Source organism: Streptomyces sp. NPDC002817 (assembly GCF_053592055.1).
In genome coordinates, this window is record NZ_JBSFUY010000023.1 from 1 (window position 1) to 13,553 (window position 13,553).

At 68.8% G+C, this 13,553-nt stretch carries 13 protein-coding genes and 1 riboswitch; of the genes, 10 read left to right on the forward strand and 3 right to left on the reverse strand.

Features of this window, described 5'->3' with window-relative positions:
• The 3 genes from ACWD3I_RS33210 to ACWD3I_RS33220 form a co-directional block, all read left to right on the forward strand.
• The coding region (locus tag ACWD3I_RS33210; protein ID WP_365402389.1) for a cytochrome c oxidase subunit I at positions 1–693 on the forward strand (693 nt) is incomplete at its 5' end.
• Positions 690–1,088, forward strand: coding sequence for a cytochrome c oxidase subunit 4 (locus ACWD3I_RS33215; protein WP_365402386.1), 399 nt, complete (start codon positions 690–692; stop codon positions 1,086–1,088). The genes ACWD3I_RS33210 and ACWD3I_RS33215, both read left to right, overlap by 4 nt.
• Positions 1,089–1,218: 130 nt before the next feature.
• Positions 1,219–2,481 (forward strand): L,D-transpeptidase, encoded by a 1,263-nt coding sequence (locus ACWD3I_RS33220; RefSeq protein WP_365402383.1) that lies wholly within the window; start codon positions 1,219–1,221, stop codon positions 2,479–2,481.
• A 9-nt stretch (positions 2,482–2,490) separates the two neighbouring features.
• On the opposite strand, the gene ACWD3I_RS33225 is transcribed toward ACWD3I_RS33220, so the two are convergent.
• Entirely contained in the window at positions 2,491–2,892 is a 402-nt protein-coding gene (locus ACWD3I_RS33225; protein ID WP_046261221.1) for a response regulator, read from the reverse strand.
• 189 nt (positions 2,893–3,081) lie between these two features.
• On the opposite strand from ACWD3I_RS33225, the gene ctaE reads away from it, so the two are divergent.
• The 7 genes from ctaE to ACWD3I_RS33260 all read left to right on the forward strand — a co-directional run bounded on the left by ctaE (position 3,082) and on the right by ACWD3I_RS33260 (position 12,418).
• Positions 3,082–3,702, forward strand: a complete 621-nt coding sequence (gene ctaE / locus ACWD3I_RS33230) for an aa3-type cytochrome oxidase subunit III (protein WP_171141838.1) — start codon at positions 3,082–3,084, stop codon at positions 3,700–3,702.
• A 63-nt stretch (positions 3,703–3,765) separates the two neighbouring features.
• Positions 3,766–4,575 (forward strand): cytochrome bc1 complex diheme cytochrome c subunit, encoded by an 810-nt coding sequence (gene qcrC, locus ACWD3I_RS33235; RefSeq protein ID WP_046261223.1) that lies wholly within the window; start codon positions 3,766–3,768, stop codon positions 4,573–4,575.
• A complete protein-coding gene (gene qcrA, locus ACWD3I_RS33240) occupies positions 4,572–5,633 on the forward strand; it encodes a cytochrome bc1 complex Rieske iron-sulfur subunit (protein ID WP_365402377.1) in 1,062 nt (353 codons plus the stop codon). Before qcrC ends, qcrA begins: the two co-directional genes overlap by 4 nt.
• A complete protein-coding gene (gene qcrB, locus ACWD3I_RS33245; protein ID WP_365402374.1) occupies positions 5,630–7,270 on the forward strand; it encodes a cytochrome bc1 complex cytochrome b subunit in 1,641 nt (546 codons plus the stop codon). The genes qcrA and qcrB overlap by 4 nt, the downstream gene beginning before the upstream one ends.
• A 120-nt stretch (positions 7,271–7,390) precedes the next feature.
• Positions 7,391–8,455, forward strand: coding sequence for an anthranilate phosphoribosyltransferase (trpD, locus tag ACWD3I_RS33250; protein ID WP_365402371.1), 1,065 nt, complete (start codon positions 7,391–7,393; stop codon positions 8,453–8,455).
• A gap of 75 nt (positions 8,456–8,530) precedes the next feature.
• Positions 8,531–8,647, forward strand: a riboswitch (SAM riboswitch).
• A 144-nt stretch (positions 8,648–8,791) separates the two neighbouring features.
• On the forward strand, positions 8,792–10,153 hold the full coding sequence (locus ACWD3I_RS33255) for an aminotransferase class V-fold PLP-dependent enzyme (protein WP_365402368.1): 1,362 nt from the start codon (positions 8,792–8,794) through the stop codon (positions 10,151–10,153).
• Between the two features lie 63 nt (positions 10,154–10,216).
• Entirely contained in the window at positions 10,217–12,418 is a 2,202-nt protein-coding gene (locus ACWD3I_RS33260) for a protein kinase domain-containing protein (protein ID WP_365402365.1), read from the forward strand.
• Here ACWD3I_RS33260 and ACWD3I_RS33265 read toward each other — a convergent pair.
• Together ACWD3I_RS33265 and ACWD3I_RS33270 are read right to left on the reverse strand one after the other, a co-directional pair.
• Positions 12,415–12,696 carry an Lrp/AsnC family transcriptional regulator gene (locus ACWD3I_RS33265; protein ID WP_046261229.1) on the reverse strand — a complete coding sequence of 94 codons (282 nt, stop codon included), beginning with the start codon at positions 12,694–12,696 and terminating at the stop codon, positions 12,415–12,417. The two genes, ACWD3I_RS33260 and ACWD3I_RS33265, sit on opposite strands and share 4 nt — an antisense overlap.
• Complete coding sequence (locus ACWD3I_RS33270; protein ID WP_365402362.1) at positions 12,693–13,433, reverse strand: rhomboid family intramembrane serine protease; 741 nt, start codon at positions 13,431–13,433, stop codon at positions 12,693–12,695. Before ACWD3I_RS33270 ends, ACWD3I_RS33265 begins: the two co-directional genes overlap by 4 nt.
• Positions 13,434–13,553: the final 120 nt, after the last annotated feature.

Here is a 13,553-nt window from a genome sequence, read left to right on the forward strand (position 1 = left end):
ATCGGAACGATGTGGAAGGGCTCGTTGTCCTTCGAGACACCGATGCTCTGGGCCACCGGCTTCCTGATCACCTTCACCTTCGGTGGTCTGACCGGTGTCATCCTGGCCTCGCCGCCGATGGACTTCCACGTCTCGGACTCGTACTTCGTGGTGGCGCACTTCCACTACGTGGTGTTCGGCACCGTCGTCTTCGCGATGTTCTCCGGCTTCCACTTCTGGTGGCCGAAGATGACCGGCAAGATGCTCGACGAGCGCCTCGGCAAGATCACCTTCTGGACGCTGTTCATCGGCTTCCACGGCACCTTCCTGGTCCAGCACTGGCTGGGTGCCGAGGGCATGCCCCGTCGTTACGCGGACTACCTCGCGGCCGACGGCTTCACCGCCCTGAACACGATCTCGACGATCAGCTCGTTCGTCCTCGGCGCGTCGGTGCTGCCCTTCTTCTACAACGTGTGGAAGACGGCCAAGTACGGCAAGAAGGTCGAGGTCGACGACCCGTGGGGCTACGGCCGCTCGCTCGAGTGGGCGACGTCCTGCCCACCCCCGCGGCACAACTTCCTCACCCTGCCGCGGATCCGCAGCGAATCCCCGGCGTTCGACCTGCATCACCCGGAGATCGCGGCTCTCGACCAGCTCGAGAACGCGCCTCACGGTGAGAAGGCCCTGGCTGGTGGCAAGGAGGCCGGCAAGTGAAGGTCCAAGGCTGGATGTTCATGTGGCTGAGCGTCTTCGTGCTCGCCATGGCGGTCGTCTACGGCGTGTGGTCGAAGGAGCCGGCCGGTACCACGGCGCTCTTCCTGGCCTTCGGCCTGTGCATCATGATCGGCTTCTACCTGGGCTTCACGGCCAAGCGGGTCGACGTCGGTGCGCAGGACAACAAGGAGGCGGACGTCGCGGACGACGCCGGCGAGGTCGGGTTCTTCAGCCCGCACAGCTGGCAGCCGCTGTCGCTCGCCATCGGTGGCGCGCTGGCGTTCCTGTCGATCGCGATCGGCTGGTGGCTGATGTACTTCTCGGCGCCGCTGATCATGATCGGCCTGTGGGGCTGGGTCTTCGAGTACTACCGCGGTGAGAACCGCACCCAGTAGCACGAGCTGAGCGCAAAAGAGCCCGGACACTCCGTCAGGAGCGTCCGGGCTCCCGCTTTTGCAGCAGTGCTGTTCCCTCGTACGAGTTACCCACCGCGCCGCCGCTGACGAAGCTTCCTAGCGTGAAGTCATGAGCCAGACTCCGCGTACACGCACCGTCATCTCCTGCACGCTGCTGGTGGTCGCCCTGACCGCCGGCGGCACCGCCTGCAGCAGCGAGGGCAGCCCGCTGTCGGCGGCGCCGTACGACGCGGCGGACCAGATCTCCTTCAACGGCCCCTCGGACGACGGCAAGAAGGCCGACCCGGACAAGCCCCTGGAAGTCACCGCCGAGGACGACGACGGGCGCATCACGGACGTCACGGCGCTGGACGCGACAGGACGCTATGTGGCGGGCGAACTCTCCGCCGACGGCACCCGCTGGCACAGCACCAGCCCGCTGGCCGCCAGCGCCCACTACACGGTGCGGGTGAGCACCGAGGACGAGGACGGGGCGCCCGGCCGCAAGGTCCTCGCCTTCGACACCGGCAAGCCCCTCACCAAGAAGCGCCTGAAGGTCACCTTCGGCCCCAAGGCGGGCACGTACGGCGTCGGCCAGCCCATCACGGCCGAACTCAGCAAGCCCGTCAAGGACAAGGCGCAGCGGGCCATCGTGGAGCGCGCGCTCAAGGTCGACTCGATGCCCGCCGTGGAGGGCGCTTGGCACTGGGTGGACGACAAGGAACTCCACTACCGGCCCAAGGAGTACTGGCCCAGCAAGGCCACCATCCAGGTTCGAAGCAACCTGGACGGCATCAAGATCAGCGACCGGTTGTGGGGCGGCAAGGTCAAGCCCCTCAAGCTGACCACGGGCGACCGGGTCATCGCCGTCACGGACGCGTCCTCGCACTCCATGACGGTCTACAAGAACGGCAAGGCGATCAACGACATCCCGGTCACCACCGGAAAGCCCGGCTTCGAGACCCGCAACGGCGTCAAGGTCGTACTGGGCAAGGAGTACTTCGTACGGATGCGCGGCACCAGCATCGGTATCTCCGAGGGCTCCTCGGAGTCGTACGACCTGCCCGTCTACTACGCCACCCGCGTCACCTGGAGCGGCGAGTACGTGCACGCCGCCCCCTGGTCGGTCGGGTCACAGGGCTACGCCAACGTCAGCCACGGCTGCACGGGCATGAGCACCGGCAACGCCGAGTGGTTCTTCGACAACGTCCGTGAGGGTGACGTCGTCAAGGTCGTGAACTCCTACGGCGACACCATGGAGGCCTTCGGCAACGGCTTCGGGGACTGGAACCTCGGCTGGAAGAAGTGGCGCAACGGCAGCGCCCTGGTGGGCGGAAGCCCCGACGGCCCCCGCCCGGAGGAGAAGGCGAGACTGCGTCCCGAATCGGTCTGAGCGGCCGTATCAGGCGCTCAGAGCCCTCTTCTGACGCAGCAGGGACGCCAGCGCCGACGCGAACTCCACCGGGTCCACGGGATGCGTCACCGCGGCCTCGGCACGGCTCCAGGTGGCCAGCCAGGCGTCCTGGGGGCGCCCGATCAGCAGCAGCACCGGCGGGCAGTTGAAGATCTCGTCCTTGGCCTGCCGGCACAGTCCCATGCCGCCCATGGGCACGGCCTCGCCGTCCAGGACAGCGACGTCGATCCCGCCCCGGTCCAGTTCCTTGATGACGGCGGCAGGCGTCGCGCACTCCACGAACTCGACCTGGGGGACGTCGGGAGCGGGCCTGCGTCCGGTGGCGAGCCGCACCTGCTCGCGGGTGTTGGAGTCGTCGCTGTAGACCAGCACCGTGGCGGTCGCCTGCATGGATCCTCCGTGACATCAGTGTCGTACGGCCATGAACGGGCAGAGCCCGATGCGGCGGATGCTACTCCCTTGAACAGCCGGTCAACACCCGCTTGAACACCCCCGCGATGGGCCATACGGGCAGTACACACGCTGCGGACACCCCGAACGGCACCCCCGGGAGTGAGGGCGGGATAAGGGACCGACATAATGTCGGTCGTGGCGACAGCAACGACAGTAGAAACCGGGCACGCGCACCCGTCGGTCAACCGGCCGAACCTCACCAGCGTCGGAACCATCATCTGGCTGAGTTCCGAGCTGATGTTCTTCGCGGCCCTCTTCGCGATGTACTTCACCCTCCGATCGGTGACCGGTCCCGAGTTCTGGAAGGAGAAGGCAGACTTCCTGAACCTCCCGTTCTCGGCGACGAACACCACGATCCTGGTGCTCTCCTCCCTCACCTGCCAGCTCGGCGTTTTCGCCGCCGAGCGCGGTGACGTGAAGAAGCTCCGGATGTGGTTCATCGTCACGTTCGTGATGGGTGCGATCTTCATCGGCGGCCAGGTGTACGAGTACACCGAGCTGGTGAAGCACGAGGGCCTCTCGCTCTCCTCGGACCCGTACGGCTCGGTCTTCTACCTGACCACCGGTTTCCACGGTCTGCACGTGACGGGTGGCCTCATCGCCTTCCTGTTCGTCCTCGGCCGTACCTACGCGGCCAAGAGGTTCACGCACGAGCAGGCGACCGCAGCCATCGTCGTGTCCTACTACTGGCACTTCGTCGATGTCGTCTGGATCGGCCTCTTTGCCACGATCTACCTGATCAAGTAGCCGGGCCCGCTCCCGCACATTCCAGAAGCATCGACGCAGAAGATCCTGACACCGGGGTAATCCGTGAAAAAGCTCTCCGCACGACGACGCCATCCGCTGGCGGCGGTCGTCGTCCTACTCCTCGCGCTGGCGGCCACCGGGGGGCTGTACGCCGCGTTCGCGCCGGCGGACAAGGCGCAGGCCGATGAGACCGCCCAGTCCCTCACCATCGAGGAGGGCAAGAAGCTGTACGCCGTGGGCTGCGCAAGCTGCCACGGCACCGGTGGTCAGGGCACCACCGACGGCCCGAGCCTCGTGGGTGTGGGCGCCGCGGCCGTCGACTTCCAGGTCGGCACCGGCCGTATGCCGGCCCAGCAGCCCGGCGCGCAGGTCCCGAAGAAGAAGGTCATCTACACGCAGGCCGAGATCGACCAGCTCGCCGCGTACATCTCCTCGTTGGGTGCCGGTCCGGCCATCCCGACGAAGAACGAGTACAGCCCGGACGGAGCGGACATCGCCAAGGGTGGCGAGCTGTTCCGCACCAACTGCGCGCAGTGCCACAACTTCACCGGCAAGGGTGGCGCGCTGACGCACGGCAAGTTCGCGCCCGACCTCGAGGGCGTCGACCCGAAGCACATCTACGAGGCCATGCAGACCGGCCCGCAGAACATGCCGTCGTTCCCCGACACCACCCTGTCGGAGCAGAACAAGCAGGACATCATCGCGTACCTCGACGCGGTCAACGGGGAGGACACCGAGAGCCCCGGCGGCCTCGAACTGGGCGGACTCGGTCCGGTCAGCGAGGGTCTGTTCGCGTGGGTGTTCGGACTCGGTGCGCTCATCGCGGTTGCCGTCTGGCTCGCCGCCCGGACCGCAAAGGCCAAGAAGTCATGAGTAGCCAAGACATTCCGGAAGAGAACGAGAACCTGCCCGCAGAGCAGGACGCACATGGTGCGGTAAGCGTCGCGGACGACAAGCACCCGTTCGCCGACCCCGGCCTGCCGCCCCACGAGCACCGGGTCCAGGACATCGACGAGGTGGCCGCCCGGCGCTCCGAGCGTGTGGTCGCCTTCCTGTTCACGCTGTCGATGCTGGCCACGGTCGCCTTCATCGCCTCGTACGTGGCGGTGCCGCACGACAAGGCGATCTTCGTCTTCCCGATCGGTCACATCAACGCGCTGAACTTCGCGCTCGGTCTGACCCTCGGTGTGGCGCTCTTCTCGATCGGCGCGGGCGCGGTCCACTGGGCCCGCACGTTGATGTCCGACGAGGAGATGGTCGACGAGCGGCACCCGATCTCGGCCCCTGCCGAGGTCCGCGAGAAGGTCTTCGAAGACTGGAAGGCGGGCACCAAGGAGTCCGCGATCGGCCGTCGCAAGCTGATCCGCAACACGATGCTCGGTGCGCTCACCCTGGTGCCGCTCGCCGGAGTCGTGCTGCTGCGCGACCTCGGCCCGCTGCCCGGGACCAAGCTCCGCCACACCATGTGGAAGAAGGGGCTGCTGCTCGTCAACATGAACACGAACGAGCCGCTGCGCCCCTCGGACGTCGTCGTCGGTTCGCTGACCTTCGCCAAGCCCGATGGCCTGGAGGAGGACGACCACGAGTTCCAGACGGAGATCGCCAAGGCGGCCCTGATGATCGTCCGGCTCCAGCCGGACGACATCAAGGACAAGCGCGAGCTCGAGTGGTCCCACGAGGGCATCGTCGCGTACTCGAAGATCTGCACCCACGTCGGTTGCCCGATCTCCCTGTACGAGCAGCAGACGCACCACGTGCTCTGCCCCTGCCACCAGTCCACCTTCGACCTCTCCGACGGCGCCCGAGTGATCTTCGGCCCCGCCGGTCACGCCCTGCCGCAGCTGCGCATCGCCGTGAACGACGAGGGCTACCTCGAAGCGCAGGGCGACTTCGAAGAGCCTGTCGGTCCTGCCTTCTGGGAGCGCGGATGAGCACCAACGAGAACAACGAGCCCGCCCGCGACCGCGGGAAGGCGCCGGCCGGCGAGAAGCTCGCCGACTGGGCCGACGGCCGGCTGGGGATCTACTCCCTGGCCAAGGCCAACATGCGCAAGATCTTCCCCGACCACTGGTCGTTCATGCTGGGCGAGATCTGCTTGTACAGCTTCATCATCATCATCCTCACGGGTGTGTATCTGACGCTGTTCTTCCACCCGTCGATGAACGAGGTGGAGTACCACGGCAGCTACGTCCCGCTGCAGGGACAGCTGATGTCCGAGGCGTTCAACTCGACCATGCACATCTCCTTCGATGTGCGCGGTGGTCTGCTGATCCGGCAGATCCACCACTGGGCGGCGCTGATCTTCCTCGCCGGCATGTTCGTGCACATGATGCGCGTGTTCTTCACGGGTGCGTTCCGCAAGCCGCGTGAGGTCAACTGGCTGTTCGGCTTCCTGCTGTTCGTCCTGGGCATGTTCACCGGTTTCACCGGCTACTCGCTCCCGGACGACCTGCTCTCCGGCACCGGTGTCCGCTTCATGGAGGGCGCGGTCCTGTCCGTGCCGATCGTCGGCACGTACCTGTCGTTCTTCCTGTTCGGTGGCGAGTTCCCGGGCGGCGACTTCGTGGCCCGCTTCTACTCGGTCCACATCCTGCTGCTGCCGGGCATCATGCTCGGCCTGATGGTGGCGCACCTGATCCTGGTGTTCGTCCACAAGCACACGCAGTACGCGGGCCCCGGCAAGACCAACAAGAACGTGGTCGGCATGCCGCTGTTCCCGGTCTACACGGCCAAGGCCGGAGGCTTCTTCTTCCTGGTCTTCGGTGTCATCGCGGTCATCTCGGCGATCGCCTCGATCAACCCGATCTGGTCCATGGGCCCCTACCGGCCGGACCAGGTGTCCACGGGCGCCCAGCCCGACTGGTACATGGGCTTCTCCGAGGGTCTGATCCGAGTGATGCCGGGCTGGGAGATCAACTTCTGGGGTCACACGCTCGTCCTGGGTGTGTTCATCCCGCTGGTGATCTTCCCGCTGGTCCTGGTCGCGATCGCGGTCTACCCGTTCATCGAGGCCTGGGTCACCGGCGACAGGCGCGAGCACCACATCCTGGACCGCCCGCGCAACGCGCCGACCCGTACGGCCTTCGGCGTCGCGTGGATCACCTGGTACATGGTGCTGCTCATCGGTGGTGGAAACGACCTCTGGGCCACGCACTTCCACCTGTCGATCAACTCGATCACCTGGTTCGTCCGGATCGCGTTCTTCGTGGCCCCGGTGCTCGCGTTCATCGCGACCAAGCGCATCTGCCTCGGCCTCCAGCGCCGCGACAAGGACAAGGTGCTGCACGGCCGCGAGTCGGGCATCATCAAGCGCCTGCCGCACGGTGAGTTCATCGAGGTGCACGAGCCGCTCACCCAGGACGCGCTGCACACGCTCACCGCGCACGAGCAGTACGTGCCGGCCGAGATCGGCCCGACGGTCGACGACAACGGCGTGGAGCGCAAGGTGAAGGGTTCCGAGAAGCTGCGGGTCAAGCTGAGCAAGGCTTACTTCGGCGAGGAGTCCCAGATCCCCAAGCCGACCGCCGAGGAGTACAAGGAGATCACGAGCGGCCACGGCCACCACTGATCGCTGCGCTCGCCACGCGCGCCGAAGGGCCCCGTCCGAACAACGGACGGGGCCCTTTGCCGTGCCCTGCGGCTGGATAGGGTGGGGGCACACTCTTCTACGACATCCTGGAGCGGCCTTATGAGCGCTGTGACCCCCGCTGGAGGCGACATCGCGGCGGGCCGTTCCTGGCCCGACGTACTGAGCGCCCTGCTCGCCGGGCAGGACCTGAGTTCCGGTGACACGGCGTGGGCGATGGACCGCTTCATGAGCGGCGAGGCCACGGACGCCCAGATCGCGGGGTTCATGGTGGCGCTGCGGGCCAAGGGGGAGACGGTCGAGGAGATCACCGGTCTCGTCGAGGCGATGTACGCGCACGCGCAGCCGCTGGACATCCCCGGGCCGGCCGTCGACATCGTCGGCACCGGCGGCGACCGGGCGAAGACGGTCAACATCTCGACGATGTCCGCCATCGTGATCGCGGGCACCGGGGCGAAGGTCGTCAAGCACGGCAACCGGGCCTCGTCCTCGGCGAGCGGTTCCTCCGACGTCCTGGAGAAGCTCGGCATCAACCTGGACCTGTCGCCCGCGCGGGTGGCCCAGGTGGTGGACGAGGCCGGCATCACCTTCTGTTTCGCGGCCAAGTTCCACCCGTCGATGCGGTTCGTCGGCGGAGTCCGCCGGGATCTCGGGATCCCTACCTCGTTCAACCTGCTCGGCCCGCTGACCAACCCCGCGCGGGTCACCGCCTCGGCGGTCGGCTGCTTCGACACCCGGATGGCGGGGCTCATCGCCGGAGTGCTGGCCGAGCGCGGCTCCTCCGCGCTGGTCTTCCGCGGTGACGACGGTCTCGACGAGCTGACGACCACGGCCACTTCACGAGTGTGGATCGTCCGCGACGGCAAGGTGCGCGAGGAGGCCTTCGACCCGCGGGACGTCGGTCTCGAACTGGTGCCGGTGGAGGCGCTGCGGGGCGCGGACGCCTCGTTCAACGCCGAGGTCGCCCGACGTCTGCTGGACGGCGGGACCGGACCGGTGCGGGACGCGGTACTGCTCAACTCGGCCGCGGCGCTGATGGCGTTCGCACCGACGGAGGCACCGCTCGTGGACCAGATCCGGGCCGGCATGGTGAAGGCGGCCGAGTCGATCGACTCCGGCGCGGCCAAGCGGACGCTGGAGCGCTGGGCGGCGGCCAGCAACGCCTGACGTCCACCGATGGTCGTCCCGCGATCCGGACACGGGTTGCGGGACGACGATCACATCGCGTACGTTCCTGTACCAGGTCATGAGTGACAGTCATGAGGCCCCGGCCGACTGTCCGGCAACCCTCCGTCCGTGGCGGGGTGCCCCGGGTGAAGACCAGGCCGTAGGCAGCGAGGTCTACGGCAAGCGCGGGCCCCTCTCGAATCCAGGGGTCCTGGTCGTTCGAGGGAGTCTTCCGTGAGCAAGCGAATGCGATAGGGCTGCCGAGCCCCGCCTCCGCGCACCCTTTTCCTCACCTCCGCATGTCCTTCTTCGGCATGCTCTCTCACGGGAGTTCCCATGTCTGTCTCCACCGCTGCCGCCGCCCAGACCATTTGTGCCCCGCTGTCCGTTCTGGGAAGCGATGTCACCGTCCCGCTCGTCACCGGTGGCGAGGTCACCTACGCTGCCCTCGACTACGCGGCCAGCGCGCCCGCCCTGCAGCGCGTGTGGGACGACGTGGCGGCCTACGCTCCCTACTACGGCAGCGTCCACCGCGGCGCCGGCTACCTCTCCCAGCTGTCGACGGACCTCTTCGAGAACGCCCGGAACACGATCAGCGAGTTCCTGGACTGCCGCGCCGACGACCAGCTGATCTTCACCCGCTCGACCACGGACTCCCTGAACCTCCTCGCCCAGGCCCTCCCCGCCGACTGCCAGGTCTTCGTCTTCGAGACCGAGCACCACGCGAGCCTGCTGCCCTGGAAGGACGCCCGCGTCACCTACCTCAACGCCCCGCGCACCCCGCAGCAGGCCGTCGAGACCCTGGAGCAGGCCCTCGCCGCCCGGGACCCCTACGGATCGGCCCTGGTCTGCGTGACCGGCGCCTCCAACGTCACCGGCGAGCTGTGGCCGGTGCGCGAGCTGGCCGCCGCCGCCCACGCGCACGGCGCCCGGATCGTCCTGGACGCCGCTCAGCTGGCCCCCCACCACCCGGTCTCCGTGCAGGACCTGGACGTCGACTGGATCGCCTTCTCCGGCCACAAGCTGTACGCGCCCTTCGGCTCCGGTGTCCTCGCGGGCCGCGCCGACTGGCTCCAGGCCGCCGATCCCTACCTCGCGGGCGGCGGCGCCAGCCGCAAGGTCACCCGTCGTGAGGACGGCGGCGTGGACGTCGAGTGGCACGAGACCGCGGCCCGCCACGAGGCCGGCTCCCCGAACGTGATCGGCGCCTACTCCATCGCGTCGGCCTGCAAGGCGCTCACCGAGGCCGGCTTCGACACCCTGGTCGCCCGTGAGCAGTACCTGATCGAGAGGGTGAAGACAGGCCTCGCCGAGGTCCCGGAGGTCCGGATCCTCTCCCTCTTCGGGGACGACGCCCCGCGCGTCGGCGTGATCTCCTTCGTCGTCGAGGGCTGGAACAGCTCCCACTTCGCCGCCGCCCTCTCCGCCGAGTACGGCATCGGCGTCCGCGACGGTCTCTTCTGCGCCCACCCCCTCGTCCGCACCCTCCTCGGCAGCGACCCCCAGACCCAGGGCGAGTGCGGAGCTCCGGAGGCCGCGCCCGGCGAGAAGTCCCTCAACGCGATCCGGGTGAGCTTCGGTGCGGGGACGCCGGACGAGCACGTCGAGCGCTTCGTGACCGCCGTCAAGGAGCTCGTCCAGGACGGTGCGAAGTGGAAGTACCGCACGGAGGACGGCCGTTGCGTCCCGGCGGTCTGACCTGCTGACGGGCCTGCTATACCCTGCCTCCTCGACAGGTTCACGTTGACGGGGGAGCAGGAAGTGCAGGTGCTGCGCGCGACGGACCCACGCAGGATCGGCCCGTACGAGGTACGGGGCCGGCTCGGCTCGGGCGGCATGGGCGAGGTCTATCTCGCCGAGTCACGGGCGGGACTGCGGCTGGCGGTGAAGGTCGTGCGGTCCGAGTACGCCCAGGACCGCACCTTCCGCGCCCGGTTCCGGCAGGAGGTGCGGGCCGCGCAGACGGTCGGCGGGACGGGGACGTTCACCGCGCGCGTGGTCGACGCCGACCCCGAGGGCGAGCACCCGTGGATGGCGACGGAGTTCGTGGAGGGCCCGAACCTCCGGGACGCGGTGCTGGACGGCGGGGCGCTGCCGGAGGCGGCGGTACGGGTGCTGGCGGCGGCGCTGGGTGAGGCGCTGGGCGCGATCCACGCCAAGGGCATGGTCCACCGGGACCTCAAGCCCTCCAACATCCTGCTCGCGCCGGACGGCCCCCGGGTCATCGACTTCGGGATCGTGCGGGCGCTGGAGGCCACGGCGATGACCCGCACGGGCGCGATCGTCGGCTCGGTCGGCTATGTCTCGCCCGAGCAGATCCGCAACGGCGGCCAGGTCGGCCCGCCGAGCGACGTCTTCGCCCTGGGCGCGGTGCTGGCGTACGCGGCGAGCGGCCGCGAGCCCTTCGGCGAGGGCCAGGACTCGGTGATCCTGCTGCGGGTGCTGACCCGGGACTTCGACCTGATGGGCGTCCCGGACGGGCTGCTGCCGCTGGTGGAGTCCTGTCTGCGGGACGAGCCGGGGGAGCGGCCGACGCCGGAGGCGGTGGTCGAGGCCGTGGGGCATACGGCGGGGTCGCTGCGGGAGAGCGTACGGCCGGGCTGGTTCAGCGCCGCCTCGGCGGAGTCCGCGGCTGCCAGGGGTGACGAACGGTGGCTTCCGCAGGGGGAGTCGGGGGACCGGGAGAGCCGGGTCGAGTACGTGGCGCCGGTGACGGTGGCGGATACGCCGGTGCCGGACGCGTGGGAGGTGTCCGAGGGAGCGGCGGCCGCACCAGGTGTACGGCCGTCGCGCCGCGGGCTGTTGCGGGTCGCGGCGGGAGGAGCCGTGGTCGCCGCCGTCGGGGGAGCGGGCGGCTGGTGGTGGCTCGGGAGGCCGGACATCGATGCTGAGGGGAAGAGCGGGAGCGCGAGCACGCCGGGGGCCGTCGCCCGGAAGGCGGCTGTGAGCTGGACGTACGAGGCCGGCGGCGCGCCGAGCGTGGCCGGGGGTCCGTGCGGGGCGCTGTCCGCCGACGGTCGGACGCTGTACATCGCCGTGGCCGACGGGACCCTGCGGGCCGTGGGCAGCGACGGCAAGGAACGCTGGGGGGTGTCCCTCATCAAGGGGGAGGCCACCGTCACCAGGCCGGTCGTCACCGCCGACGGGATCTTCGTCGCCGTGGTCACCGACACCGTGAACGCGGACGGGGAACCGGCCGAACCGGGCCGGCTCATCGCGGTGAGCGCCGACGGCGAGCGGATGTGGACGCGGGATCTGCCCAGCCCGTACTTCCGGCAGCCCGCGGTGCTCGGGGGTGCCGTCGTCGTCGGCTCCGCTCTGAGCACCTTCGACGGTCCGGGTGTCGTGCGGGCGTACGGCGGCCGGGGCGAGGTGCGCTGGAAGGCTTCGCTGGGTGGTGCGCCGTACGAGGAACTCGTGGTGGCCGACCGCGTCCTCTACGTGCCCTGCTACGACAACCACCTCTACGGCATCACCGACGAAGGCGCCGCCACACCGTTGGACGCCGGACTGGACGGTGATGTCGGCCGCCCGGCCGTGAGCGGCGACACCGTGGTCGTGAGCACCGGGAACCAGGCGAACGAACTGTTCGGGCTGAACCTCGCGGGCGGCGTGAAGTGGAGGGAGCAGGGCATCGCCGGTTCCTACGTCCCGGCGAAGGCGGCCACCTTCGACTTCCTGGGGGTGACCGCCGCGGAGGCGACGCTCCGGGCGATCACCAAGGACGGCGAGGTGGCCTGGACGTACGGCGGCGGCGGGGCGTTCTCGGACCCGGTGCTGGTGGACTCCACCGTCTACGTGCGCACGGACACCGAGATCCACGCCCTCGACATACAGGGCAAGCTGCGCTGGAAGGCCGAGGTGGGTGCCGATCCGGGCGTCCTGCTGAGCCCCGTCGTCCGCGGCCGCCGTGTCTACGCCGGCACGAACAAGGGCATCGTCGCCCTCGACATGACCGTCTAGCTGTCCAGCCCGATCGCGAACGCCGCCTCCAGGTCGTGCTGGGAGTACGTGCGGAAGGCGACGTGGGTGTCGGTGCCCTCGACGCCCGGGATCTTGCTGATGCTGCCGGGGATGACCTCGGCGAGGTCCTCGTGCTGCTTGACCCGGACCATGGCGATCAGGTCGTAGGTGCCGGTGACGGAGAAGACCTCGCTCACGGAGTCCAGGGCCGCGATCGACTCGGCGATCTCGGGGATCCGGTCCACGCTGGTCTTGATGAGGACGATCGCGGTGATCACTGCTGGTTCTCTCCCTCGGGGGCCGGAGCTCGGGCGGTCTTCACTCTAGTGGCACGGCCGAATCGCACCCACGCGAAGGTGAAGCCCAGGCCGAAGCCCACCAGGTGCGCCAGATACGCCACCCCCGGGCCGTGCGACGCCTGTCCCGCCGCCAGCCACTGCAGGGCCGCCCAGAAGGGCAGCACGACCCAGGCCGGGAAGCGCAGCGGGAGGAAGAAGAGGAACGGGAGCAGGCTTGTCACCCGGGCCCCGGGGAACAGGTAGAGAAACGCTCCGAGGACCGCGGAGATCGCCCCCGAGGCGCCGACCAGCGACTGCTCGGATTCGGCGTTGGCGGCCGCGTAGCCCAGGAGGGCGAGATAGCCGCAGCCCAGGTAGAAGAGGGTGAACTGGACGCGGCCCATCCGTTCCTCGGTCAGCACGCCGAAGACATAGAGGAAGAGCATGTTGCCGAGGAGGTGGACCCAGCTGCCGTGGACGAAGAGCGCTGTCGCCGGGGTGAGCACGGCTCTGGCCGAACCCTCGAACAGTTCTGCGGGGACCACGCCCCAGCGGTGGAAGTAGGCGCGCTGGGCGGCCAGCAGCGCGTCGCCGGAGCCGTACGCCGGATTGAGGCCCGCCGCCGGGCCGATCACGAAGAGCGCGCAGCACAGGGCGATGAGGCCGTAGGTCATCGGCGCCGACCGCCACAGCGATCTGCTCGCCCGGGCGGCCACCACGCTCCAGTTGCTGATCATGAACACAGAGCATGACGTAACGGGACGCAAGCCGACAGACCGCCTCGCCGCCATGGACGGACCAGCGGCGAGTCCCTGCCAGGCCGTAGGGTTACGGCCACACGCGCCGGGAGACCGGTG

Coding starts and splice junctions, on each gene's coding strand:
- ACWD3I_RS33220 (WP_365402383.1), top strand. CDS start 1,219: ATGAGCCAGACTCCGCGTACACGCACCGTCATCTCCTGCACGCTGCTG.
- ACWD3I_RS33225 (WP_046261221.1), bottom strand. CDS start 2,892: ATGCAGGCGACCGCCACGGTGCTGGTCTACAGCGACGACTCCAACACC.
- ctaE (WP_171141838.1), top strand. CDS start 3,082: ATGTCGGTCGTGGCGACAGCAACGACAGTAGAAACCGGGCACGCGCAC.
- qcrA (WP_365402377.1), top strand. CDS start 4,572: ATGAGTAGCCAAGACATTCCGGAAGAGAACGAGAACCTGCCCGCAGAG.
- qcrB (WP_365402374.1), top strand. CDS start 5,630: ATGAGCACCAACGAGAACAACGAGCCCGCCCGCGACCGCGGGAAGGCG.
- trpD (WP_365402371.1), top strand. CDS start 7,391: ATGAGCGCTGTGACCCCCGCTGGAGGCGACATCGCGGCGGGCCGTTCC.
- ACWD3I_RS33255 (WP_365402368.1), top strand. CDS start 8,792: ATGTCTGTCTCCACCGCTGCCGCCGCCCAGACCATTTGTGCCCCGCTG.
- ACWD3I_RS33270 (WP_365402362.1), bottom strand. CDS start 13,433: ATGATCAGCAACTGGAGCGTGGTGGCCGCCCGGGCGAGCAGATCGCTG.